We start from the raw sequence: 23,750 nt of genomic DNA on the forward strand, positions 1-23,750 counted from the left end.
ACCAGTGGACTACCAGGCCGTACTCGAAGAGGTCGCCGCGTTCGCCCGGCCGCTGATCGGCCGCGGACAGGTCGCCGACTACATCCCCGCCCTCGCGCAGGTGGACACGGCGCAGTTCGGCATGGCCGTCGCCGACGTCGACGGCGGCGTGTACGGCGTGGGCGACTGGCGGCGGCCGTTCTCCGTGCAGTCCATCTCCAAGGCCTTCAGCCTCGCCCTGGTGCTGGCCGAGGGCGGCGACCGCATCTGGGAGCGGGTCGGCACCGAGCCGTCCGGCAACCCCTTCAACTCGCTGGTCCAGCTGGAGTACGAGCACGGCATCCCGCGCAACCCGTTCATCAACGCCGGCGCGCTGGTCGTGACCGACCGGCTGCAGACGCTGACCGGCGACGCCAGCACCACGATGCTGGAGTTCCTGCGGGCCGAGAGCGGCAACAGTGACGTCTCCTTCGACCCTGCTGTCGCCAAGTCCGAGTCCGAGCACGGCGACCGCAACGCGGCCCTGGCCCACTTCATGGCCAGCTACGGCAACCTCGACAACCCGGTGCCGACGGTCCTGGAGCACTACTTCTGGCAGTGCTCCGTCGAGATGAGCTGCAAGGACCTCGCCCTGGCCGCCGGCTTCCTGGCCCGGCACGGGCTGCGCGCCGACGGCACCCGGCTGCTGCCCCGGCGCGAGGCCAAGCAGATCAACGCGGTGATGCTGACCTGCGGCACCTACGACGCCGCCGGCGACTTCGCCTACCGGGTGGGCCTGCCGGGCAAGAGCGGTGTCGGGGGCGGCATCGTCGCGGTGATACCGGGCCGCTGCACCCTGTGCGTATGGAGCCCGGGCCTGGACGCCCGCGGCAACTCGGTGGCGGGCGTCGCGGCGCTGGACCACTTCACGACGCTGACGGGGTGGTCGGTGTTCTGAGGGCGGTACGACCTTCCGGAATCGCCGACTAGCGGTCCGTGTCCGTCCGGCGCATCGTGGTGCCATGGAACACGAGCTGCGAGCCGAGTACGAGCCCGGCAGTGGCCCCGGGAGCGCGGATTCCGCCGTCAGGCGGTGGCACGTCGTCCGCCTGGACGACTCCACCGCCATGTGCGGTCACGAACTGGACCCCTCCGCGGCCACCCGCTCCACCGACGAGTGGGGCACCGGCAGCGTCCGTATCTGCCACTCCTGCGGCGCCCTCTACCTGCGCGAGCAGCCCTGAGCTACGGGCAGCGGATGACCTGGCCCGCGTACGACAGGTTGCCGCCGAAGCCGAAGAGGAGGACCGGCGCGCCCGGCGCCACCCGGCCGGAGGCGACCAGCTTGGACAGGGCCAGCGGGATGCTCGCGGCCGACGTGTTCCCGGACTCGGTCACATCGCTGGCGACGATCGCGTTCACCGCGCCCAGCTTCCGCGCGACCGGCTCGATGATGCGCAGGTTGGCCTGGTGGAGGACGACCGCCGCCAGGTCCTCCGGGTGGACCCCGGCGCGCTCGCAGACCGAGCGGGCGATCGGCGGCAGCTGGGTCGTGGCCCAGCGGTAGACGGACTGGCCCTCCTGCGCGAAGCGCGAGGGCGTGCCCTCGATGCGGACGGCGTGGCCCATCTCGGGGACCGAGCCCCAGACGACAGGGCCGATGCCGGGCTCCTCCGAGGCGGTGACCACGGCGGCGCCGGCGCCGTCGCCGACCAGGACACAGGTGGTGCGGTCGGTCCAGTCGGTCACGTCGGTGAACTTCTCCACGCCGACGACCAGGGCGTTGCGCGCCGACCCGGCGCGGATCGCGTGGTCGGCGGTGGCCAGGGCGTGGGTGAACCCGGCGCACACGACGTTGACGTCCATGACGGCGGGCGAGCCGAGGCCCAGCTCGGCGGCGACGCGGGCGGCGGTGTTGGGGCTGCGGTCGACGGCCGTGCAGGTGGCGACCAGCACGAGGTCGATCGCGGAGGGGTCGAGCCCACTGCTCGCGAGGGCCTTGGCGGCGGCATGGGCGGCCATCGAGGCGACGGTCTCCTCGGGGGCGGCGATCCGCCGCGTGCGGATGCCGACGCGGGAGCGGATCCACTCGTCGCTCGTGTCCACCATGGTGGCCAGCTCGTCATTGGTGAGCACCCTGGCGGGCTGGTAGTGGCCGAGGGCCAGTACGCGAGACCCGGACATCGGCGGTTCCTCCTGCGCACGTGTTAAGCGGAACCAACAGTCTTGACGCTGCGGGGTGCGTAGTGGGCCACGTGATCCGCCAATCTTCGGGCGGGATCAGTGGCCGATCCCCACAGAGGGCGCCTGCCTTATGGGCCAGGAGGGGGCAAGCGGAATACACGCACGGAAAACGGGGCCCGGCCGTTCGGCCGGGCCCCGCTCGCGCAGCGGAGTCGTCCGTCAGCGCAGGGAGAGCGCCGTGCGGATGGTGGTGAAGAGCTCGGTCTGGTCGGTGACGCCGAGGACGCGGTGGGCCTGCGGGCCCTGCGCGGCGATGCGGACCTCGGTGCCGGTGTGCTCCTGCGCCTGGCCCGGGGTGTTGGTGGAGTAGTTGACCTTCAGCCGCTGACCCTCGTTGGTGATCAGCGTGGAGGACAGGCCGGGCGGGTTGGCCTCCAGCGGCACGATCTGGCTGGTGTGGCCGTGGTCGGCGGTGGTGACGACCAGGGTGTCGGGGTGCTTGGCGGCGTAGTCGCGGGCGACCTTGACCGCGCGGTCGAAGGCGGCGGTCTCACCGATCTGGCCGCAGGGGTCGGCGGCGTGGTCGCGCTTGTCGATGGAGGCGCCCTCGACCTGGAGGAAGAAACCGTTCTTCTTGGCCTTGGGCGTGCTCAGGAGCGACAGCGCCTTGCGGGTCTGCTCCTCCAGGGCGGGGGTGCCCGCCTTGCGGTCGGGGTTGCTCGTCACACAGCGCTGGGCCTCGGTGCCACCGACGGCGGCGTTCTTGCCGGTCCACTCGACGGGGACGTTGCCGTCGGCGAAGAGACCGAGGACGGGCTTGCCGGAGCGGGCACCGGCCAGGGCCTTGGAGTCGGTCACCACCTGGTAGCCGAGCTTCTGGGCCTGCTGGGTGACGGTCATGCCCTTGTAGGGGCCCTCGGTGATCGTCTGGTCGAAGCGGGCCTTGCCGCCGCCCAGGAGCACGTCGACCTTGTGGTTGACGCTCTGCTCGGCGATCGAGCCCGGGCCGCCCTTGGCGACGGTGTCGTTCGGGCAGGCCTTCATGTCCTTCGGGCCGGCGCAGCTGCGGTCGGTGGCGTGCGAGGCGAGCACGGCCGGGGTGGCGTCGGTGAGCTCGGCCGTGGTGACGCTGCCGGTGGCCAGGCCCTTCTTCTGGGCCAGTTCGAGGATCGTCGGGAGGGCCTTGTCGGTGTCGGGCGTCTTGGATATGCGGCCGTTGACCGTCTTGTGCCCGGTGGCCCAGCCGCTGCCGCTGGCGGCGGAGTCGGTGACGTAGTCCGGCTTGCCGTTCTTGTCGACCGAGTACGTGGTGTACGCGCCGGTCATCGGGAACTTGTCCATGTTGAGGCGGCCGGCGGCGCCCACGGTGTAGTCGCGGGCCAGGGTGATCTCCGAGTCGCCCATGCCGTCGCCGATCAGCAGGATCACGTTCTTGGCCTTCTTGCCGGCCGTGCCGTGAGCCAGGACCGACGCGACGTCCGACTGACCGCCCTGGTCCGACGCGGAAGCGGCGGCGGGGACCGCCACACCGGCGGCGAGCAGTGCGGCGGCGCCCCAGGCGAGACGACGCCGGTACGGACGAGAACCCATGGTCTTTTCCTCCTAGCTGAGCCGGGGCCAGGTGCCCGGCGGGAGAAGCTCACCAGGGGCGGGTGTACCGCGGGGGACGTCCAGATGACGTACGGGTCACCGGGTGTTGTCTACAGGGGCCGGCGGAGTGTCGTCCCGCATCGCCTTGGCCTCGCTCTTGAGGATGCGCATCGACCTGCCCAGCGCGCGGGCGGTGTCGGGCAGCCTGCGCGAGCCGAAGAGGACGACCGCGACCAGCACGACCGCCAGGATGTGCCAGGGTTCCAGCCCGTTGCGGAGCACGACTGCCCCACCACCTCTCGTCCGTTGACTTGGGTTCCATGCCGTCACGGCGACCCTCACCATACTTGCTAAATTGCGCAACTGGACAACCAAAGCGCCTGGCAGGCCGTCTCACCAGGCGACAGGCACGGAGACGGGGGAGCGGATGAGGGCGCGGAGATGACGGGCAGGCGAGGGAAGTCCAGACACCGGCGCATGCGGATCGCCGCCCTCGTGGTGGTGTCCTGCGTGGTGCTGCTGACCGCCGCGGCGGGCTGGCTCTATCTCAGACTCGACGGCAACATCAGCACCTTCGACGCCGACGGCCTCTCCAAGAACCGGCCCAAGGCGAGCGCCGCCGGGAAGAACGTCCTGGTCATCGGCTCCGACTCGCGGGCCGGCGGCAACAGCGCGCTGGGCGGCGGGGAGGGCGACGTCGGCCGGTCGGACACGGCCTTCCTGCTGCACGTGTACGGCGACGGCGAGCACGCGGTCGCGGTCTCCGTCCCGCGCGACACGCTCGTGGACATCCCGCCCTGCCGCAAGCCGGACGGCGGTTGGACCGCCGAGCAGCGGCACGTGATGTTCAACTCGGCCTTCTCGGTGGGCGGCTCGCCCGACGGCAATCCCGCCTGCACCCAGAACACCGTCGAGCGGCTCACCGGCCTGCGCGTCGACCACACCGTGGTCGTCGACTTCGCCGGCTTCTCCGCGATGACCTCGGCGGTCGGCGGCGTCGACGTCTGTGTGCCCACCGACGTCTACAAGGGCGACCTCAACCCGAACCTCGGCACGCGCGGCGACCTGCTCTTCCCCAAGGGACGGCAGACCGTCTCGGGCCGGAAGGCACTGGACTACGTGCGCGTGCGGCACGGCATCGGCGACGGCTCCGACATCGGCCGCATCCAGCGGCAGCAGGCCTTCCTCTCCGCCCTGGTGAAGAAGGTGCGGCAGCAGGGATTCAAGCCCACCACCCTGCTGCCGCTGGCCGACGCGGCCACGAAGTCGATGACCGTGGACCCGGGGCTGGGCTCGGCGGACAAGATGCTGTCGTTCGCGATGTCGCTCAAGGACATCGACCTCCACGACATGAAGTTCGTGACCGTGCCCTGGCGCTACGACGGCAACCGCGTCGCCGTGGTCCAGCCGGACGCCGACGCGCTGTGGGCTGCGCTGCGGGCGGACCGCACGGTGGACGGGAAGTTCGCGGGCAAGGGGAAGGGCGCGGGCGATCCGTCGCCGTCCCCCTCGGGGTCCGTCTCCGGTGACGGGGCGAAGGTCTCCGTCCGCAACGGCACCGACGTCACGGGGCTCGCCGCCCGGGCCGCCGCCTCGCTCCGGGACCACGGCTTCGAGGTCACCGGCACGGCCACCGCCTCCGGGCGGGACGCGTCGAGCACGGTGATCGAGTTCGGACCCGGCGAGGCCGGGCACGCCCGGACCATGGCGCGCCTCTTCCCGGGCGCGTACGTCCGGGGGACCGCCGAGCCCGGCCTGTCGGTCACCCTGGGCCGCGACTACGCGGCCGCCCCCTCGCCGGACGCCTCTCCGTCGGCGTCCCCGCCGTCGCCGTCCGCGTCCGCGTCGGCGTCCCCCGGCACGGTGGGCGGCGTCCGCTCGGCCGACGACGACCCCTGCGCCGCCCTCTCGTACGGCTGACTCCCCTACGGCCCTCCGCACGGCCCTCCGCACGGCCCCCCGCGCGGCTCCCGTACGGCTGAGGGAAGCGGGAGAAGAAGCGGGGGAAACGGCGGGTGCGGGAACGTCGACGCCTGAATAGTCCGTTTTCGTGGTAGGTGCAGAGTCATCCGCGAGCGCAAGGAGCACCGTCATGTCCGCCATCGCCGTCCCCCGGCGGCCGTCCAGGCCGGTCCTGGCCCTGGCCGCCGTCCTCGTCGCGCTCCTCGCGCCGGCCGGCGCCGCGGCCCGGGCCCCCGCCCACGCGGCCCCCGCTGCGGCCGCGGCCCCCGCCCCCGCCCCCGCCGTGGCCGGCCTGGACGCCGCGGCCGAGGCCCTGCGCAAGAACCCCGTCTACGTCGACCCCGCCGCCTCGGCCCAGCTCCCGCCCGCCGACGCCGAGGCCCTGGCGAAGAAGATCAGGGACGCGGACAAGCCGGTCTTCGTGGCCGTGCTGCCCGCCGCGCCCGAGTACCCCCGGCAGACGCTGCTGCGCGACCTGCGCACCAAGGTCGGGCTCGCCGGCGTCTACGCCGTCCACCTCGGCGACGCCTTCAACGCGGCCGCCGACCGCTCGGTGATGTCCCGTAACGCCGTCGCCAACCTCACCGGATCCGTCCAGCGCTCCGGCGGGGACGCGAAGTCCCAGCTGAACACCTTCACCGACCAGGCCGTCCGGATCGCCCGGGGCCACGCCCCCGGCTCCTGGGGCGGCACCGAGGAGGGCATCGGCACCGCCGGGCTGATCACCGGCGGCGCGATCCTGGTGGCGGGCGGCGCCGGCGCGTACGCCGTCTACCGGCGCGCCCGGCGCAAGCGGGAGGAGCGAGAGCGCGCCGAGCTGGACGCGCTGCGCGTCGTGGTCGACGAGGACATCACGGCCTTCGGCGAGGAGCTCGACCGGCTGGACTTCTCGCCCTCCGAGCAGGGCGCCACGGACGAGATGCGCGCCGACTACGCGCGGGCCCTGGACGCCTACGAGGAGGCCAAGTCGAGGATCGCGGCGGCGGCGCGCCCCGAGGACGTCACGGGCGTCACCGCGACGCTGGACGAGGGCCGGTTCGCCCTGGCCACGCTGGCCGCCCGGCGCGGCGGCGCCCCGCTGCCCGAGCGCCGGCCGCCGTGCTTCTTCGACCCCCGGCACGGGCCGTCCGTACGGGACGTGGAGTGGGCGCCGCCGGGCGGCGCGCAGCGGACCGTGCCGGCGTGCGCCGCCGACGCGGCGCGGCTGGCCGACGGCCAGGAGCCCGCGTTCCGCCAGGTGGAGACCCCGCAGGGGCCCCAGCCGTACTGGAACGCCGGGCCCGCCTACGGCCCCTGGGCCGGCGGCTACTTCGGCGGCGGGCTGCTGCCGGGCCTGCTGGTCGGCACGCTCCTGGGCGGGATGCTGCACGGTCCCGCCTACGGCGCGCCGGGGGAGGCGGCCGGCCCGGACGGCGGCGACTGGACGGGCTCGGACTACAACCCCGACGACTTCGGCGGCGGGGGCTGGGGGGACGGCGGTGGATTCGGTGACGGCGGGGGTGGAGGCGGGGGAGGCGACTTCGGGGGCGGCGGCTGGTGAGGCGACTTCGGGGGCGGCGGCTGGTGAGCGCCCGGGGTCAGCCGGCCGCCCGGGCCCGCAGCGCCGCGAGACCCGCCGCGTACAGCCCCAGGACCACGGCCAGCAGGCCGTAGTAGACGGGCGGCAGCGGCGTCATGCCCAGCGCCGCGCCCAGCGGGGACACCGGGAGCAGCAGCCCCGCCACGGACAGGCCCGCCACCGCCGCCCGTACGGGGCCGGTCGCCCGGCCCGACCGTAGCAGCAGCATGACCAGCGCCTGGGTCAGCAGGTTCTCGGTGAACCAGCCGGCGTGGAAGGCCTCCTCGCCGGTCGTGCGCGCCGCCGTGCACAGCACCGCGAAGGTCGCGACGTCGGCCGCCGCGTTGAGCAGGCCGTAGCCGGTGACGAAGCGCAGCAGGGCGTGCGGCCGCAGCACCGCCGGGCGGTCGCCGGCCCGCGCGTCCGGCCGGTCGAAGGCCAGGGCCAGCTGCGCGACGTCGAAGAAGAGGTTCTGGACGAGCACCTGCGCGGGCAGCATCGGCAGGAAGGTCAGCGTCAGCCCGGCCACCAGCATCGCGACGACGTTGCCGAGGTTGGACGACAGGCTGATCCGCAGATACGTGGTGATGTTGGCGGTGGCGCGCCGGCCGGTGACGATCGCCCGGTCCAGGGAGGTGAGGTCCTTCGAGGCGAGGACCACGTCCGCCGCCTCGCGGGCCACGTCGACCCCGGCGCGCGGGCAGACGCCGACGTCGGCGGCGTGGAGGGCGGCCAGGTCGTTGACGCCGTCGCCCAGGAAGCCGGTGGCGTGCCCGCCGGCGCGCAGCGCCCGGACGACGCGGGCCTTGTGCTCGGGCGCGCAGCGGGCGAAGACGGTGGTCCGGGCGGCGAGGCGGGTGAGCTCGGCGTCGTCCAGGGCGTCCACCGTCCCGCCGGTGACGGGCGTGCCGGGGTCCAGACCGAGGTCGCGGCAGACGCGGGCGGCGGTGCCGGGGTGGTCGCCGGTGAGCACCTTCACGGTGACGCCGTGCCGGGTCAGCTCGGCCAGGGCAGCGGCGGCGGTGGGCGCGGTCGCGTCGCCGAGGGCGACGAAGCCCGTGAAGGTCAGGTCGCGTTCGTCGGCGGGGGTCCAGGGGCGCTCGCGCGCGGGCCGTTCGGCGCGGGCGACGGCCAGGACCCGCAGCCCCTCGGCGGCCAGCTCCCCGGCGCGCCGGGCCAGGTGCCCGGCCTCGGCGGGGTCCAGGGCGCAGCGTTCCAGCACGTCCTCGGGGGCGCCCTTGACGACGAGCGTGTGGGTACGGGTGAGCGCGAAGCGGGAGTCGCCGGGGCGGCGGACGACGGCGGTGGACAGGCGGCGGCCGGGCCCGCAGGGCAGCGCGTCGACGCCCTCGTACCGGGGGTCGTCGTCGCCGGCGGCGAGGATCGCCTCGTCCAGCGCGTCGGGCACGGGCGGATCGGCGAGGTGCAGCGTCCACAGGGCGTTGACGACGGCCCAGCGCAGCACCTCGGGGTCCGGGCGGCCCTCGCCGTCCTCGGCCCGTACGAGCACCGGCCGGTCCTCGGTGAGGGTGCCGGTCTTGTCCACGCACAGCACGTCCACCGCGCCGAGGTCGTGGAGGGCGGGCAGTCGCCGGACGATCACCTCGCCGTCGCGGGCGAGCAGCGCCGCGCCCCGGGCCAGCGCGGTCGTCACGATCACCGGCAGCATCTCGGGCGTCAGCCCGACGGCCACCGCGACGGCGAACGGCAGGGTCTCCAGGCCGCGGCCGCTCAGCAGGGCACCGGTGACGAGCGCGAGCGGCGCGGTGAGCAGGGTGAACCGGACGAGGGTCCAGGCGATGCCGTTGACGGACCGGTCGAAGGGGCCGGGCCGGCGGGCCCGCCGGGTGTCCAGGGGGAGCGCGCCCGAGAGCAGGGTGCGCGCCCCGGTGGCGACGACGACGGCGTGCGCCGTCCCGGAGACGACGCTGCTGCCCTGGAAGCACAGGGCGTCGCGCGCCGCCGCCTTCGGCGCGGGCGCGGACTCGCCGGTGACGGCCGCCTCGTGCACGGTCAGGCCCGTCGAGCGCAGCAGCCGCACGTCGGCCGGGACCAGGTCGCCCGGGCCGAGCAGCACGACGTCACCGGGGACCAGCTGGTCGACGGGCGTCTCGCGGGTCGTGGGCGGCGCGTCGGCGGACGGCCGGCGGCGGACGGTCGCCGTGCAGGCGACGAGCTCGCGCAGGGCGGCCGCGGAACGGTCGGCGCGGTGCTCGCCGGCGGCGCGCAGCGCGCAGCCGACCGTCACCAGGACCGCGATGACACAGGCCGTGCCCCAGGCGGCCAGCCCCGCCGAGACGACGCCGAGGCACAGCAGCAGGATCGTGAAGGGGTCGCGCGTCGCGCGGGCGAGGCGGCGCGGCCAGGAGGCGGGGCGGTGACCGGGGAGGACGTTCTCGCCGTGCCGGGCCAGGCGGGCCTCCGCCTCGGCCTCGGTCAGCCCGCGCGGCCCGCTGTCCAGGGCGCGCAGCACCTCCAGCGTGGTGCCGCCGCCCGGCCCGGAGCCCGTACGGGCCTCAGGCGCCCAGGCCACGGAGGCGTCCGGCGCCGGCGGACTCGCGGCCACCGGCGGTCCGGCGGTCGTCGGCGGTCCTGCGGTCGGCGAGCTGGCCGACCATGAGCCGCACGATGGTCACCACGTCGGGGTCGTCGACCAGGTAGACCACCCGGCGACCCTCGCGCCGGGAGCGCACCAGGCCCGCGAGCTTCAGCTTGGCCAGGTGCTGGCTGATGGCGGGCAGGGCGCCGCCCACCCGCTCGGCCAGTCCGCTCACGTCGCTCTCGCCCTGGGCCAGCGCCCACACCAGGTGCAGCCGGGCGGAGGAGGCGAGCAGGCCGAAGGCGGCGGCCGCCTCGGTCAGCACCTCCGGCGACGGGTCGGTCCGGTCGAGGGCGGCACAGGGGTCGTCGAAAGAGCCTTCGAAACGCTCGAAGCCCCCGGCACCTGCCGTCACTGTCGTACTCCCGTCCCCGGCGGGCGTCCCTACGCCCGGGAAGGCCCCAGTCTAGGCACCCCGGGCGAACGGTTCGGCCCCACATGCCCGCGCCGCGGGATGGGCAGATGTACCGGCAGGAATCGGTCGCAAGGGGGAGGGCATGGGTATCTCAGGAATTATCAGTGCGATCGTGATCGGCGCGATCATCGGCCTGCTGGGCCGGCTGCTCGTACCGGGCCGCCAGCACATCGGCGTACTGGCGACCATCGGTGTCGGCATCGTCGCGGCCTTCGTGGGCGCGATCATCGCCCACGCGCTGCACGTGGACCACACCAAGGGCGTCGACTGGATCCAGTGGCTCATCCAGATCGGGCTGGCGGCGCTGGGCATCGCCGCCCTCGAACGCTTCAAGACCCGGAGCTGACCCGGAACTGAGCCGAAGCCGACCCGGAGCCGATCCGGGACGGCCCCGGGGTCGGCCGCTACGACAGCTTGCCGTCGTAGTCCGGCAGCTTGAAGGTCCGCTCCGCGTGCCCGCCCACCAGGTCGGTGGAGTTGTTCCCGATGTTGGCGATGATCGTGTAGCCCTTCGCCTCGATCTCCGCCCGCTTGGCGGTCTTGTACGTGCTCACGCCCTGGAAGAGGTCGGGGAGGTGACGCACGTACAGGCCGCTGACGGGGTAGCCGACCTGCCGCAGGTTCCAGTCCGTGACGGAGTCCAGGATGCCGGGGCGGGCGGTGACGAAGAAGACCGCGGCGCCGCGCGCGTGCGCGAACCGGACGAGCTCCAGGACCGGCTTGATCGCCGGGGTGGGGAACGTCGTCCAGTGGAAGTCCGTCTCCAGCGAGCTGTTGTCGATGTCGAGGACGACGGCCGTCCTGGCCCCCGCGCCGCCGGCGGTGCGCGCCTCGACGTACGGCTTCGCCTGGTCGACGACGGCCTGGACGTCGCGCTGCCAGGTGGCGTAGTCGACGCCCTTGAGTCCCGCGGTGCCGCTGGTGTGCTCCGTGACGCCGCTCGTGGCCCGCTCCGCGCGGGGGGTCGCGGCCTCGGCGGACGGGGTGGTGGAAGCCACCAGGGCCAGGGAGGCGGCGGCCACGAAGGCCGCGGCGGCGCGGCGGGCCATGATCGATTCGGTCATGGGCGGCATGCTCATGCCCAGTGATGACCGGATGGGGACGCGCCGGTTACGCGGGGGTGGCCGGACGTGGGCGGTTGGGGCGTGCGGGTTACGTGGGTCCAGCCGTGGACCCGACGGCGTGTCGCGCGGGTCCCGTCGTGGGCCGGGCCGGCCGGTCGGGGCCAGTAGGTCGGGACCGGCCGATCGAGGCGTTGCCCGTCACGCGGGGGTGGTGGTTCGCGCGCGTGAGCGGTCGGAACGCGTCCGTCCCGCCACCGCCGCGGTCACCAGGGCGCCCGCCGCCAGGAGGCCGCCCAGCCACAGCGCCGCCGGGACCGACACCGCGTCCACCGCCCGGCCACCGAGCAGCGCCCCCAGCGCGATCGCCACGTTGAACACCGACACGAACAGCGCCGACGCCGCCTCCCGCGCCCGCGGCGCCATCGCCGTCAGCCAGCTCTGCGTGCCGACCGACACCCCGCCGTACGCGAGCCCCCACGCCACCACCAGCCCGGCCGCGGCCGGGAGCCCGCCGGCGCCGGCCGCCGTCACCGCCGGGATCACCACGGCCAGCGCACCGGACAGCACCAGCAGCACCGCGCGCGGCCGGCGCGCGGCCACCGCGCCCGCGAGGAAGTTGCCGGCCACCCCGGCCACGCCGTACGCCAGCAGCAACGCTCCGACGCTCCCCGTTCCCGTCCCCGGCACCCGTTCCAGGGCCGGCCGGACGAACGTATAGCCCGCGAAGTGCCCGCTCACCAGCAGGAGCACGGTCAGCAGCCCCGCCCGTACCGGCGCGTCGCGCAGCAGCGCGGACAGCGCGCCGGCACCCGTGCCCGGCTCGGCCGGCAGCGGCGGCAGCAGCACGGCCAGGGCCGCCGCGACGGCCAACGCCACCGCCCCCACGACGGCGAACGGCAGCCGCCAGCCGCCCGTCCCGCCCAGCAGGGCGCCCGCCGGTACCCCCAGCACCGAGGCCACGGAGACGCCGCTGAACACCACCGACGTGGCGAGCCCCACCGACGTGGGGGGCACCAGCCGTGCGGCCAGCCCGGCCGCGACGGCCCACACGCCTCCGATGCACACCCCCACCAGCACCCGCAGCCCCACCAGCACCTCGATGCCGGGCGCGTACGCGGACAGCAGCCCGGCCGCCCCCAGCAGCACCATCAGGCCCACCAGCGGCCACCGCCGGTCCCACCGGCCCGTGACCGCCGGCACCGCGGGCGCCGCCACGGCCGCCACCAGCCCCGGAACCGTCATCGTCAGCCCGGCCGTGCCCTCCGAGACCCCCAGATCCCGCCCCATCGGGGTGAGCAGTCCGACCGGCAGCATCTCCGTGGTCACCACCGCGAACGTCGCCGCCGCGAGGGCCACGACCGCGGGGGCCCCTCCCCGTTTCCTGATCTTCGCCATGGATCCAGCGTCGGCGGCGGCGCACCGGGGAACAACGGCCGTTCCCTCATGCTTCGATGAGCAGGGCTTATCGATGACGTGGAGGGGGCGGGGACACGTGAACGGCACGACCGGGGGGACCGGCGGTCTGGAGCTCAGGGAACTGGAGGCCTTCCTGGTGCTCGCCGAGGAGCTGCACTTCGGCCGCACCGGCGAGCGGCTGTACGTGTCGCAGAGCCGCGTCAGCCAGCTGCTGCGTTCTCTGGAGAACCGCGTCGGCGCCCGTCTCGTCGACCGCACCAGCCGCCGGGTCGCCCTCACCCCGCTCGGCGAACGCCTCCTGACCCGGCTGCGCCCCGCCTACGAGGCCCTCGACGGGGCGGTCGCCGACGCCCGCGCCGCCGCGCGCGGTATCGAGGGCACCCTGCGCGTCGGCTTCCAGGGCGCGGCCGGCGAGGGCCTGACCGGGGCGGTCGGCACCTTCCAGGCCCGCCACCCGGGGTGTGTCGTCGAACTCGTCGAGGTGCCGCTCGCCGACCCCTTCGGCGGCCTCCACCGCGGCGAGACCGACGCCGCGATCGTCCTGCTGCCGGTGAGCGAACCGGCCCTGGCGCTCGGGCCGGTCTTCTCCCGCGAGCGCCAGACCCTCGCCGTCTCCGTCCGCCACCCCTACGCCCGCCGGGCCGCCCTGCCGGCCGAGGAGCTCGCCGGCTGCGCCCTCATCGCGCCCGCCGCCACCGCCCCCGCGTACTGGCGCGCGGCGCAGGCCCCCGCGACCACCCCCGGCGGCCGGCCGATTCCCCGCGGACCCGAGGTGACCACCCTTCAGGAGGGCATCGCCCACGCGGCGGCCGGCCGCGGCGGCATGCTCCTGTGCCGGCCGACCGCCGGCCGTCAGGGCCGCGGCGACCTCGCCTTCGTCCCGGTCGACGGCCTCCCCGAGTCGGCCCTCGGGCTCGTCTGGCGCCGGGACGCGGAGACGGCGCGGGTCCGTGCCTTCAGCGCCTGCCTGGCGGAGGCCGTCCGACGCGCCGACCCCGTACGCGCCGAGCCCGTACGCGCCGAGCCCCTACGCACCGGGCACGTACGCGCCGGGCACGTGCTCACCGGGCCGTGACCGTCACCGTCACCGTCGCGGGGGAGCGGGCGTGCCGGGACGCGTGGACGTCCACCGTCGCGCGGCGCCCGGGCGGTACGGTGCCGGCCGTGGCGCGGGCGGGCCCGTCGACCGTGATCCGCCAGCCGCGCGGCGACGGCGGCAGGGACAGTTCCGTGGTGCCCGACGGCCGGGGCGCGTAGACGAGCCGGTAGGCGCGGGCCGCCGGGTCGTACGTCTCGGTGCGCGGCGTGCCGTCCACAGCGGGGGCGTACGGCCGTACCGTGCGCTCCTTGTTGGGCTGGAAGCGCCCGTCCGCCCGGAGTGCGCAGTAGCCGCCGCCGTAGCACCAGGTCCAGCTCGCCCAGCCCGACGCGTAGCGGTCCAGGGAGGCGAGCGCGTCCTCGTAGAACCGGCCCATGTGCGGCAGGGAGCTGTCGGCCGGGCCCCACTCGCCGACCACGATGGGCACCTGCCGCTCCCTCGGGTACCGCACGATCTCCCGCTCGTAGGCCTCCAGCCAGCCGGAGTCCGGGTCGTAGTCCCGGCCGGCCTCCATGGCGGCGTTGTAGAAGTGCGGCGCGTAGACGACCTTCGCGTCGCGCACGCGGCCCAGCCCGGTGGGCCTGCCCTCGCCCGCGGCCGGGGTGGGTTCGACGAACAGCCGGTGCTCGCGGTCGACCTGCCGGATCGCGTCGGCGAGGCGCTGGTACATCGGGGTGATCTGCGTGGCCTCGATGCGGCGGGCGGCGGCGAACATGTCCTCGCCCGGGCGCATCCGCCCCATCGGTTCGTTGATCAGGTCGTAGCCGAACAGCGCGGGGTGGTGGGCGAGGCGCCCGGCGAGGACCCGCCACATGCGCGCCTGCGCCCGCCGCAGGTCGGCGTCCTCGTAGAGGTGCTCGAACGCCGCCTGGACGGCGGGCTCGAAGTACTCGGCGAACCAGTCGTCGGGGTGCTCGCGGTACGGCAGCCCGTCCGTGCGGGTGGCCCAGGCCGGGATGCCCCGGTGGCTGCCGAAGGCCGGGCCGTAGATGTCCTGGTGCGCGTCGACGACGACGCGCACGCGGTAGCGGTGGGCCCAGTCCAGGACCCTGACGATCTTGCGCAGATAGCCCTCGCTGTACTCGCCCTTCCGGGGTTCCAGGTCGTCCCAGAAGACCGCGAGGCGGGCCACGTCGAAGCCATTGGCGGCGAGGTCGCGCAGCGACCGCTCGGTGATGTCCTCCAGGGCTCGCTCCCCACGGTGCTCCTTGTCGGCCAGGTTCCAGCCGCGCAGGGTCAGGACGCGGCCCCGCTCGTCGGTGAGGCGGGGGATGCCGGGGGTGCTACCGGGGATGCCGGGGGTGCTGCCGGGGGTGCTGCCGGGGGCGCGGGCCTGGGAGGTCGTGGGAGTGAGGAGACCCAGGAGTACGGCGGTTACGGCGAGGAACGCCGCCTTGCGCGAGCGTCTCTTCGGCATCCGTCGTTCATACCGTCAGGACCACCTTGCCGAACAGGTCGCCACCGGCCATCTTCTCGAATCCCGCACGGGCCCGGTCGAGCGGCAGGACCGAGTCGATCACCGGGCGGACGCCGGTCGCCGCGCAGAAGCTCAGCAGGCCGGCCAGCTCGTCCTTGGTGCCCATGGTCGAGCCGACCACGTTGAGCTCCAGGAAGAAGATGCGGTTCAGCTCGGCGGCCGGCGGGTGGTAGCCGCTGGTGGCGCCCGAGATGACGAGCGTTCCACCGGGCTTGAGCGACTTGACCGAGTGCGACCACGTGGCCGCGCCGACGGTCTCCATCACCGCGTCCACGCGCTGCGGCAGCCGCGCGCCCGGCTCGAACGCCGCCTCGGCGCCCAGCTCGACCGCCCGCTCGCGCTTGGCCGCGTCCCGGCTGGTGGCGAAGACCCGCAGACCGGCCGCCCGGCCGAGGACGATCGCCGCGGTCGCGACCCCGCCGCCGGCGCCCTGGACGAGGACGCTCTGACCCGGCCGGACGCCGGCCTTGGTGAACAGCATCCGGTAGGCGGTCAGCCAGGCGGTCGGGAGGCAGGCGGCCTCCTCGAAACTCAGCTCCTTCGGCTTGGGCAGGACGTTCCACGCGGGCACGGCGACCCGCTCGGCGAACGTGCCCTGATAGCGCTCGGTGAGGATGGACCGGGGCTCGTCGGGGCCCACGCCGTGGCCCGACTGGCCGATGACGGAGTGGACGACGACCTCGTTGCCGTCCTCGTCCGTCCCGGCGGCGTCGCAGCCGAGGATCATCGGCAGCGACTCCTCGCCCAGCCCCACCCCGCGCAGGGACCACAGGTCGTGGTGGTTGAGGGAAGCGGCCCTGACGTTGACGATGGTCCAGCCGGGACGGGCCTCGGGCTCGGGGCGGTCGCCCAACTCGAGCCCGTTCAGCGGCTGGTCGCGGTCGATGCGTGCGGCGTAGGCGGCGAACATGAGCCGAACCTAGCCCCGGCGGGGCGGACGGGGAACCAGGTGCGACTGTGACACGCGCCGCGTCCAGGGCCCGTTGCCGCAACGGCCGTATCCGCCGGAGGGCACTTCTCCGGATCTGGGCCGACGCCGCCGGAAGGGCTGCCGGAAAAGGCGCGGGGCCGGACCCTGGTGGGTCCGGCCCCGCGTGGGTGTCCGTTACGTCAGCGTCGCGCGACGCCGTCCGCGCGGGCGGCCGCCGCGACGGCGGCGGTCACGGCGGGGGCGACCCGCTCGTCGAACGGCGAGGGGATGACGCACTCGGGGCTGAGCTCGTCGGCGACCACGGCCGCCAGCGCCTCCGCCGCCGCGAGCTTCATGCCCTCGGTGATCCGCGAGGCCCGCACCTGGAGGGCGCCGGCGAAGATGCCCGGGAACGCGAGCACGTTGTTGATCTGGTTCGGGAAGTCGCTGCGACCGGTGGCGACCACGGCCGCGTACTTGTGGGCGACGTCCGGGTGGATCTCCGGGGTGGGGTTGGCCATGGCGAAGATCAGCGCGTTCTTCGCCATCTTGGCCACCGCCGGCTCCGGGACCGTACCGCCGGAGACGCCGATGAAGACGTCGGCGCCGTCCAGCGCGGTCTCCAACGGGCCCGCGAGGTCGGCCTTGTTGGTGAATTCCGCCAGCTCGCGCTTGACGTCGGTGAGGTCCTCGCGGCCCCGGGAGACGATGCCCTTGCGGTCGCAGACGGCAACGTCGCCGATGCCGGCGTTGACCAGGATCCGGGCGATGGCGACACCGGCGGCGCCCGCACCCGAGATCACGGCGCGCAGGTCGCCGAGCGTACGGCCGGTCAGCCGCGCGGCGTTGCGCAGCGCGGCCAGGGTGACGACGGCCGTGCCGTGCTGGTCGTCGTGGAACACCGGGATGTCCACGCGCTCCTGGAGCTTGCGCTCGACCTCGAAGCAGCGCGGAGCGGAGATGTCCTCCAGGTTGACGCCGCCGAAGGACGGCGCGAGCCGGGCGACGGTGTCGACGATCTCGTCGACGTCACGGCAGTCCAGCGCGATCGGGACCGCGTCCACGCCGCCGAACTGCTTGAAGAGGATGGCCTTGCCCTCCATCACGGGCAAGGAGGCCTCGGGACCGATGTCGCCGAGTCCGAGCACGGCGCTGCCGTCCGTCACGACCGCGACGACCTGGGACTTCCAGGTGTAGTCGTGGACCAGCTCGGGCTCTTCCGCGATGGCGCTGCACACCTTGGCGACACCCGGTGTGTAGGCGAGGGACAGGTCGTCCTTGTCCCGTACGGGCACGGTGGCCCGCACCTCCATCTTGCCGCCACGGTGCAGCGCGAAGGCCGGATCGAGGAGCTCGTCGGGAGCTCCCTCGACCGGTCCGTCGGCGCTGCGAGGATTCACGATCTCCGCTGCCACTGTTCTTGACCCCTTTGTCGAATTGCCATCGAGGGTAACCGCCCCTGGGTTTGTGGAGCGGGTCGGGCACATGTCCGCGGACCGGACGGCGGATGGCCACCGTGCGACGGAGCGCTGCGGACACCGGACGCGCTGCACCACGCGTCCCGAGCCCCGGGTGAGGGGTGTAACTGGTCTTTCTACCGGAAGAGCGCTACGGCCGACGAGTGAGTTCCGGCCCGGTGAGTGCCGACGGGGCTGTGCGATCCGGCCGGAAACGTGTGAACTGGATCCGGACACGCCGAGGTGTCCACAGAGTGAGACAGAGCGGGCGTGATGTGGGTCTCGCGTTCGGAAATTGATCAGAACGGATATCGCGGCCGAAAGGGGCGTGAACCGCCCGCTGGTCCGTAGCGATCACCCGTTATCCGATTTTGACATCGCTGGCCCCCCGAATGGGGCAGTCCGGATGGCAAGATGCGCAGACCGCACGAGGTCGCGGCGCACGAAGAAGTGTGCTGCGGGCTCGGCCGTGTTTTTGCGTGATTGCCGAGTGACCCGTCGGATACCCCCTCTACCGCAGGAGGAACGAGCAATGACCGCAAGCACCACCCCCCGCCCGGCTGCCGCCAGGAGTCGTTTGGCCGCCGTCGGCGCGATCGCGGTCGCCGGCACCCTGCTGCTGACCGGCTGTGGCGACCAGCGCGACAAGGCGACCACCGGCAACGGCGCCGGCGAGACCGCCGCAGGGGCGTCCGCCCCGCTCTTCGGCAAGCTGCCGAAGAAGATCCAGGACGCCAAGGTCATCAAGGTGGGCTCCGACATCGCCTACCCCCCGGTCGAATTCAAGAAGGACGGCAAGGTCGTGGGCATCGACCCCGACATCGCCGCCGCCCTGGGCAAGGAGCTCGGGGTGAAGGTGCAGTTCGAGAACGGCACCTTCGACGCCCTGCTGACCGGTCTGCGATCGAAGCGTTACGACATCGCGATGTCCGCGATGACGGACACCAAGGACCGCCAGGAGGGTGTCGACCCCAAGACCAAGAAGAAGGTTGCCGAGGGCGTCGATTTCGTCGACTACTTCAACGCCGGTGTGTCGCTCTACACGAAGAAGGGCGACACCAAGGGCATCGGCGGCTGGAGCGACCTCTGCGGCAAGAAGATCGGCGTGCAGCGCGGCACCGTCTCGCACGACCTCGCCAAGAGCGAGTCGGAGAAGTGCGAGAAGGACGACAAGGACGCGATCTCGATGGAGGCGTTCGACACCGACCTCGAGGCGCAGACCCGCCTGAAGGCCGGCGGCGTCGACGCCGTCTCCAGCGACTTCCCCGTCGCGGCCTACGCGGTGAAGACCTCGGGTGGCGGCAAGGACTTCGAGCTCGTCGGCGACCAGGTGGAGGCCGCCCCGTACGGCATCGCGGTCTCGAAGGAGAACACCCAGCTCCGGGACGCCCTCAAGGAGGCCCTCGAAGCGATCATCAAGAACGGCGCGTACGAGAAGGTCATCAAGACCTGGGGTGTCGACGCGGGCACCGTGAAGGAAGCCAAGATCAACGGCGGCTCCTGACCCTTCCCCGACCTCGTACGGCAACGCTGAAAGGCAGCATCCGTGACTGACTCCCCCGACAAGCCGGAGCCCGGGAAGACGGGATCCGAGCCCGAGACGTCTGAGACGCCGAAGACGCCGAAGACGCCTGAGGCGTCCGGGACCGCTGAGACCTCCGAGACCTCCGAGACCTCCGAGACCTCCGAGACCTCCGAGAGCAAGGCGCCCGAGGACAAGGCCGAGGCGAAGGCCGAGGGCAAGACCGAGGCGAAGACCGAGCCTGAAGCCAAGGGCGAGGCCGCCAAGGCCGACGAGCCGGCGAAGGCCGAGTCCGCCCCCGAGCCGGACTCGAAGCCGAAGCCGGAGACCGAGCCGGAGCCGGAGACCAAGGCCGAGGCGAAGGCCGACGTGAAGGCCGACGCCGAGGGCGAGCCCAAGGACAAGGCGGACGCGAAGGCGGACGACAAGGCCGAGGCCAAGGGCGACGACAAGCCCGCCGCCAAGGACGTCCAGGACCCCAAGGACGCCAAGGCCGGCAAGGACACCAAGCCGGCCGCCAAGGACACCAAGTCCGCCGCCAAGCACGCCAAGCCCGACCCGGCCCCCGCGAAGGCGGCGGCCACGGCGACCCTCCCCGAGGCGATCAAGGCGATCCCGGTCCGTCACTACGGCCGCTGGATCTCCGCCGTCCTGGTGCTGGCCCTGCTCGCGCTGCTGGTGAACGCGTTCGCCTCGGCGAACGTCCACTACAGCGCCATTCCGGACTACCTCTTCGACTCCACGGTCCTCTCGGGCCTGGGCAAGACGGTCCTGATCTCGGTGCTCGCCATGGTGCTGGGCCTGGTGCTCGGCATCCTGCTGGCGGTCATGCGGCTGTCGAAGAACCCGGTGACGTCATCGGTCTCCTGGCTCTACATCTGGTTCTTCCGGGGAACCCCGGTCTACGTCCAGCTGCTGCTGTGGTTCAACCTCGCGCTGATCTTCCCGTACATCAACCTCGGCCCGATCTACCGGGACGAGATGAGCGACTTCATGACCCCCTTCATGGCCGCGCTGCTCGGCCTGGGTCTGAACGAGGCCGCGTACATGTCGGAGATCGTCCGGGCCGGTATCCAGTCCGTCGACGAGGGTCAGACCGAGGCGGCGCACGCGCTCGGCATGAGCCAGAGCAAGACGCTGCGCCGGATCGTGCTGCCGCAGGCGATGCGCGTGATCGTGCCGCCGACCGGCAACGAGTTCATCAACATGCTCAAGACCTCGTCGCTGGCGGCGAGCGCGGCCCAGTACCTCGAGCTGCTGCGCTCCACCTCCGACATCGGTCAGACCACGGGCGCCACGGTGGAGATGCTCTTCCTCGCGGCCACCTGGTACCTCATCCTCACCAGCGTCTTCAGCGTCGGGCAGTTCTACCTGGAGCGGCGTTACGCCCGGGGATCGCTGCGCACCCTGCCGCTCACCCCGTGGCAGAAGGTCAAGAAGAACCTGGCCTCCTTCAGCAACCGCACCACCGGAGGTGTCAGCGCATGAACGCGATGGTGAAGGCCGAGGGCGTCCACAAGTCCTACGGCGCTGTGCAGGTCCTCAAGGGCATCGACCTGGAGGTCGCCCCGCGTGAGGTGTTCTGTCTCATCGGTCCCTCGGGGTCCGGTAAGTCCACCTTCCTGCGGTGCATCAACCACCTCGAACAGATCAACGCGGGCAAGCTCTACGTGGACGGTCAGCTGGTCGGCTACCGCCAGCAGGGCAACAAGCTGTACGAGCTCAAGGACAGCGAGGTGGCCCGTAACCGCCGGGACATCGGCATGGTGTTCCAGCGCTTCAACCTCTTCCCGCACATGACGGCGCTCGCGAACGTCATGGAAGCGCCGATGCAGGTCAAGGGCGAGACCAAGGCCGTGGCCCGGGAGCGTGCGAAGAAGCTGCTCGACCGGGTCGGTCTGGGCGACAAGGCCGGCAACTACCCGTCCCAGCTCTCCGGCGGCCAGCAGCAGCGGGTGGCGATCGCCCGGGCGCTGGCGATGGAGCCGAAGCTGATGCTCTTCGACGAGCCGACCTCGGCCCTCGACCCGGAGCTGGTGGGCGACGTCCTGGACGTCATGCGCGACCTCGCCGAGGACGGCATGACGATGATCGTGGTCACCCACGAGATGGGCTTCGCCCGGGAGGTCGGCGACTCGGTGGTCTTCATGGACCAGGGTGTCGTCGTCGAGTCGGGCAACCCGCGCGACGTGCTGACGAACCCGCAGCACGAGCGGACGAAGTCCTTCCTGTCGAAGGTGCTGTGACGTCCGCCCCGCCGGACCCGGCGGGGGCGCGATAACCGGAGGGCCGGAAGAAGGGGCGGTACGGGCGACGACCCGTACCGCCCCTTCGTCCTGGGTGCGATACCTGTAATACCCTCGAAACCGGAACATCCATTACCGATTTTCGGGCGCGCCGTAAAAGGGGACCGGACGTGGAACTCGCCTCCTACTCGGACTTCGCCGTACGGCTGGTCAACACCGAGGAGCCGGCGCGCGGTGCCGACGCGCTCACCTCGCTGGACGCCGTACGGGAGCTCTTCGGCCCCGACTCGCAGTCGGCCCGCCGGCTGACCGACGGCGACCTCACCCGCCTGCGGGCCGTCCGCACCCGGCTGCGCGCCGTGTTCGAGGCGGCGGCCGAGGGGGAGGAGGTACGGGCGGTGGACCTGCTCAACGCGCTGCTGATGGAGTTCCCCGTCAGCCCGCAGATCTCGGGGCACGAGTACCGGGACGAGGACGGCCGCCCCAAGTGGCACATGCACATCGCGGACCACGCCACGAGCGCCGCCGCGGCGTACACGGCCACCGCCTGCATGGGCCTGGCCGTGCACCTCACCGAGCTGGGCGTGGACCGCCTCGGGGTGTGCCAGGCCGCGCCCTGTCGCAACGCCTACCTGGACACCTCGACCAACCGCTCCCGCCGCTACTGCTCCGACCGCTGTGCCACCCGGGCGAACGTCGCCGCCTACCGGGCCCGCAAACGCCTGGGCAACGGCCGCTCGGAGGAGCCCGTGACCGCCGCCGACCGTGCGGAGGCGCGTACGGGCCGCACCGCCGAGGCCGCCCACGACAGCAGCGCCGCCGCCGACCGCTGACCCTTCTCCGGAGGGCGCCGCAGCCGCACCCAGGCGCGGGCCACCACGAACTCGTCCGGCACCGTGCCGAACTCCCGGCTGTCGTTCTCCACGAGCGGATTGTCGCCCTGCACCCACCAGCCGCCGGCGCGCCGCTCCACGGCGCGCTTGACGATCAGCAGGTCCTGGCGGAACGGATGCCGCATCACCACCACGTCACCCGGACGCACCACGGCCCCGTACCGTACGACCAGCTGGTCCCCGGGGGTCAGCGTCGGGACCATCGACGGGTTGTAGACCTCGGCAATCCCGATCCGCAGCAGTCCGCGACGCTCACGGTCCAGATCCTGCCCGCGTTCGTCCACCTGCTCCTGCACCACGGCACCTCCGCGTCCGTTCCTTCCACCACCCAGTCCCAGACTGACACTGGACTTTCGACCTAAGCCCCCCGGGGCACCCGAGAAAAGCCTTCCCGCACCGAGTAATCTCGCACCTGAGAAGACGATCACGAGGAAGGACAGCACATGCTCTCCCGCCTGTTCGCCCCCAAGGTGAAGGTCAGCGCGCACTGCGACCTGCCCTGCGGTGTGTACGACCCGGCCCAGGCCCGCATCGAGGCCGAGTCGGTCAAGGCCGTCCAGGAGAAGTACCTGGCCAACGAGGACCCCCACTTCCGCGCTCGCGCCACCGTCATCAAGGAGCAGCGCGCCGAGCTGGCGAAGCACCACATCTCGGTCCTGTGGAGCGACTACTTCAAGCCCCCGCACTTCGAGAAGTACCCCCAGCTGCACGCGCTGGTCAACGACACCCTCAAGGCCCTGAGCGCCGCCAAGGCGTCCACGGACCCGAAGACGGGCGAGAAGGCGCTGGAGCTCATCGCCGAGATCGACCGCATCTTCTGGGAGACCAAGAAGGCCTGACCCTCCCGGTCATCACCTTCAGGTACCCCGAAGGGCCCGCCCGACGCGACCGGGCGGGCCCTTCGCCGTACCCCCTCCTAAGATGTGTCAGCTACCGCATCCGTGACATTGGGGGGAACCATGTTCCAGAACGGCCGGGCAAGCACCAGCGAGACGTCCGGGGCGGCCCCGGTGACCACCCCGGGGGAGACCCTCTCGTTCCTCGTCACGATCGACGACACCCCGGCGGCGCCCTCGAAGACGGGCGAAATGGGCATCTTCGGGCGCGGTGGCAGCGGTGGCAGCGGCGGTAACGGTGACAACGGAGGCAGCAGCGGTATCGCCGCCTCGATCCGTGAGATCCCGGTCGCGGTGCTGCGGGAGAACCTCCAGCGGGCGGTCGACGGCCTGCAGCAGGTGATCGGCGGCATCGCGGTGCCGGAGGGCGGGATGCCGCTCAAGCAGGCCCAGGTCTCGTTCGAGGTGACGGCCGGCGGTGGCATCACCTTCGTCGGCACGTCGGCGCAGGTGGCCGCCAAGGGCGCCATCACCCTGACCTTCGGCTCGTAACGACCCGCACGG

22 protein-coding genes and 1 pseudogene are annotated in these 23,750 nt (G+C 72.9%); 12 read left to right on the forward strand and 11 right to left on the reverse strand.

Annotation, left to right across the window (positions count from 1 at the left end):
- Positions 1 to 4 precede the first annotated feature (4 nt).
- Both AC07BS_RS15790 and AC07BS_RS15795 read left to right on the forward strand, forming a co-directional pair.
- On the forward strand, positions 5 to 916 hold the full coding sequence (locus tag AC07BS_RS15790) for a glutaminase (protein WP_478642642.1): 912 nt from the start codon (positions 5 to 7) through the stop codon (positions 914 to 916).
- A 64-nt stretch (positions 917 to 980) separates the two neighbouring features.
- Positions 981 to 1,202 (forward strand): hypothetical protein, encoded by a 222-nt coding sequence (locus AC07BS_RS15795; protein WP_478642640.1) that lies wholly within the window; start codon positions 981 to 983, stop codon positions 1,200 to 1,202.
- A 1-nt stretch (position 1,203) separates the two neighbouring features.
- Here AC07BS_RS15795 and AC07BS_RS15800 read toward each other — a convergent pair whose 3' ends face one another.
- The 3 genes from AC07BS_RS15800 to tatA all read right to left on the reverse strand — a co-directional run bounded on the left by AC07BS_RS15800 (position 1,204) and on the right by tatA (position 4,014).
- The gene (locus tag AC07BS_RS15800; protein WP_478642638.1) at positions 1,204 to 2,142 is read right to left on the reverse strand and encodes a beta-ketoacyl-ACP synthase III; all 939 of its coding nucleotides are present in this window, start codon (positions 2,140 to 2,142) and stop codon (positions 1,204 to 1,206) included.
- A 219-nt stretch (positions 2,143 to 2,361) separates the two neighbouring features.
- Complete coding sequence (locus AC07BS_RS15805) at positions 2,362 to 3,732, reverse strand: alkaline phosphatase (protein WP_478932592.1); 1,371 nt, start codon at positions 3,730 to 3,732, stop codon at positions 2,362 to 2,364.
- 96 nt (positions 3,733 to 3,828) lie between these two features.
- Positions 3,829 to 4,014 carry a Sec-independent protein translocase subunit TatA gene (tatA, locus tag AC07BS_RS15810; protein ID WP_478642635.1) on the reverse strand — a complete coding sequence of 62 codons (186 nt, stop codon included), beginning with the start codon at positions 4,012 to 4,014 and terminating at the stop codon, positions 3,829 to 3,831.
- Positions 4,015 to 4,173: 159 nt separating this feature from the next.
- On the opposite strand from tatA, the gene AC07BS_RS15815 reads away from it, so the two are divergent.
- Together AC07BS_RS15815 and AC07BS_RS15820 are read left to right on the forward strand one after the other, a co-directional pair.
- Positions 4,174 to 5,652: an LCP family protein gene (locus AC07BS_RS15815; protein ID WP_478932594.1), complete on the forward strand. Its 1,479-nt coding sequence runs from the start codon at positions 4,174 to 4,176 to the stop codon at positions 5,650 to 5,652.
- A 172-nt stretch (positions 5,653 to 5,824) separates the two neighbouring features.
- A complete protein-coding gene (locus AC07BS_RS15820) occupies positions 5,825 to 7,234 on the forward strand; it encodes a hypothetical protein (RefSeq protein WP_478932596.1) in 1,410 nt (469 codons plus the stop codon).
- A gap of 37 nt (positions 7,235 to 7,271) precedes the next feature.
- Here the strand turns inward: AC07BS_RS15820 and mgtA are convergent, their stop codons facing one another.
- Together mgtA and AC07BS_RS15830 are read right to left on the reverse strand one after the other, a co-directional pair.
- Entirely contained in the window at positions 7,272 to 9,785 is a 2,514-nt protein-coding gene (gene mgtA, locus AC07BS_RS15825) for a magnesium-translocating P-type ATPase (protein ID WP_478932598.1), read from the reverse strand.
- Positions 9,769 to 10,116 carry an ArsR/SmtB family transcription factor gene (locus AC07BS_RS15830; protein ID WP_478932748.1) on the reverse strand — a complete coding sequence of 116 codons (348 nt, stop codon included), beginning with the start codon at positions 10,114 to 10,116 and terminating at the stop codon, positions 9,769 to 9,771. The genes mgtA and AC07BS_RS15830 overlap by 17 nt, the downstream gene beginning before the upstream one ends.
- 232 nt (positions 10,117 to 10,348) lie before the next feature.
- Here AC07BS_RS15830 and AC07BS_RS15835 point away from each other — a divergent pair, with 232 nt between their 5' ends.
- Positions 10,349 to 10,612 (forward strand): GlsB/YeaQ/YmgE family stress response membrane protein, encoded by a 264-nt coding sequence (locus AC07BS_RS15835; protein ID WP_478642625.1) that lies wholly within the window; start codon positions 10,349 to 10,351, stop codon positions 10,610 to 10,612.
- A gap of 58 nt (positions 10,613 to 10,670) precedes the next feature.
- On the opposite strand, the gene AC07BS_RS15840 is transcribed toward AC07BS_RS15835, so the two are convergent.
- Positions 10,671 to 11,339 carry an HAD family acid phosphatase gene (locus AC07BS_RS15840; RefSeq protein WP_478643201.1) on the reverse strand — a complete coding sequence of 223 codons (669 nt, stop codon included), beginning with the start codon at positions 11,337 to 11,339 and terminating at the stop codon, positions 10,671 to 10,673.
- Positions 11,340 to 11,528: 189 nt separating this feature from the next.
- Positions 11,529 to 12,725: an MFS transporter gene (locus AC07BS_RS15845; RefSeq protein ID WP_478932600.1), complete on the reverse strand. Its 1,197-nt coding sequence runs from the start codon at positions 12,723 to 12,725 to the stop codon at positions 11,529 to 11,531.
- A 97-nt stretch (positions 12,726 to 12,822) separates the two neighbouring features.
- On the opposite strand from AC07BS_RS15845, the gene AC07BS_RS15850 reads away from it, so the two are divergent.
- Complete coding sequence (locus tag AC07BS_RS15850; RefSeq protein WP_478932602.1) at positions 12,823 to 13,821, forward strand: LysR family transcriptional regulator; 999 nt, start codon at positions 12,823 to 12,825, stop codon at positions 13,819 to 13,821.
- On the opposite strand, the gene AC07BS_RS15855 is transcribed toward AC07BS_RS15850, so the two are convergent.
- From AC07BS_RS15855 to AC07BS_RS15865, 3 genes are all read right to left on the reverse strand, one after another.
- Positions 13,808 to 15,262: a cellulase family glycosylhydrolase gene (locus AC07BS_RS15855; RefSeq protein WP_478932604.1), complete on the reverse strand. Its 1,455-nt coding sequence runs from the start codon at positions 15,260 to 15,262 to the stop codon at positions 13,808 to 13,810. The genes AC07BS_RS15850 and AC07BS_RS15855 overlap by 14 nt on opposite strands.
- Positions 15,263 to 15,269: 7 nt before the next feature.
- Positions 15,270 to 16,232 carry a zinc-binding dehydrogenase gene (locus AC07BS_RS15860; protein ID WP_478642613.1) on the reverse strand — a complete coding sequence of 321 codons (963 nt, stop codon included), beginning with the start codon at positions 16,230 to 16,232 and terminating at the stop codon, positions 15,270 to 15,272.
- Positions 16,233 to 16,432: 200 nt separating this feature from the next.
- Positions 16,433 to 17,647: an NAD(P)-dependent malic enzyme gene (locus AC07BS_RS15865; protein WP_478642610.1), complete on the reverse strand. Its 1,215-nt coding sequence runs from the start codon at positions 17,645 to 17,647 to the stop codon at positions 16,433 to 16,435.
- A gap of 574 nt (positions 17,648 to 18,221) precedes the next feature.
- Between AC07BS_RS15865 and AC07BS_RS15870 the strand changes: the two genes are divergently transcribed.
- The 4 genes and pseudogenes from AC07BS_RS15870 to AC07BS_RS15885 form a co-directional block, all read left to right on the forward strand.
- Positions 18,222 to 19,193, forward strand: coding sequence for an ABC transporter substrate-binding protein (locus AC07BS_RS15870; protein ID WP_478642608.1), 972 nt, complete (start codon positions 18,222 to 18,224; stop codon positions 19,191 to 19,193).
- Between the two features lie 621 nt (positions 19,194 to 19,814).
- A complete protein-coding gene (locus tag AC07BS_RS15875) occupies positions 19,815 to 20,699 on the forward strand; it encodes an amino acid ABC transporter permease (RefSeq protein WP_478932750.1) in 885 nt (294 codons plus the stop codon).
- Positions 20,696 to 21,457, forward strand: coding sequence for an amino acid ABC transporter ATP-binding protein (locus tag AC07BS_RS15880; RefSeq protein WP_478642605.1), 762 nt, complete (start codon positions 20,696 to 20,698; stop codon positions 21,455 to 21,457). Before AC07BS_RS15875 ends, AC07BS_RS15880 begins: the two co-directional genes overlap by 4 nt.
- A 170-nt stretch (positions 21,458 to 21,627) precedes the next feature.
- Positions 21,628 to 22,116 (forward strand): annotated as a pseudogene (locus AC07BS_RS15885) (ABATE domain-containing protein); the annotation flags it as partial.
- 44 nt (positions 22,117 to 22,160) lie between these two features.
- On the opposite strand, the gene sodX reads toward AC07BS_RS15885, so the two are convergent.
- Positions 22,161 to 22,646: a nickel-type superoxide dismutase maturation protease gene (sodX, locus tag AC07BS_RS15890; protein WP_478643198.1), complete on the reverse strand. Its 486-nt coding sequence runs from the start codon at positions 22,644 to 22,646 to the stop codon at positions 22,161 to 22,163.
- Positions 22,647 to 22,793: 147 nt separating this feature from the next.
- Here sodX and sodN point away from each other — a divergent pair, with 147 nt between their 5' ends.
- Entirely contained in the window at positions 22,794 to 23,189 is a 396-nt protein-coding gene (gene sodN / locus AC07BS_RS15895) for a superoxide dismutase, Ni (RefSeq protein ID WP_478642599.1), read from the forward strand.
- A 120-nt stretch (positions 23,190 to 23,309) separates the two neighbouring features.
- Positions 23,310 to 23,738, forward strand: a complete 429-nt coding sequence (locus tag AC07BS_RS15900) for a Pepco domain-containing protein (protein ID WP_478642597.1) — start codon at positions 23,310 to 23,312, stop codon at positions 23,736 to 23,738.
- The last annotated feature ends 12 nt before the right edge of the window (positions 23,739 to 23,750 follow it).

Source organism: Streptomyces sp. NPDC044063 (assembly GCF_056434285.1).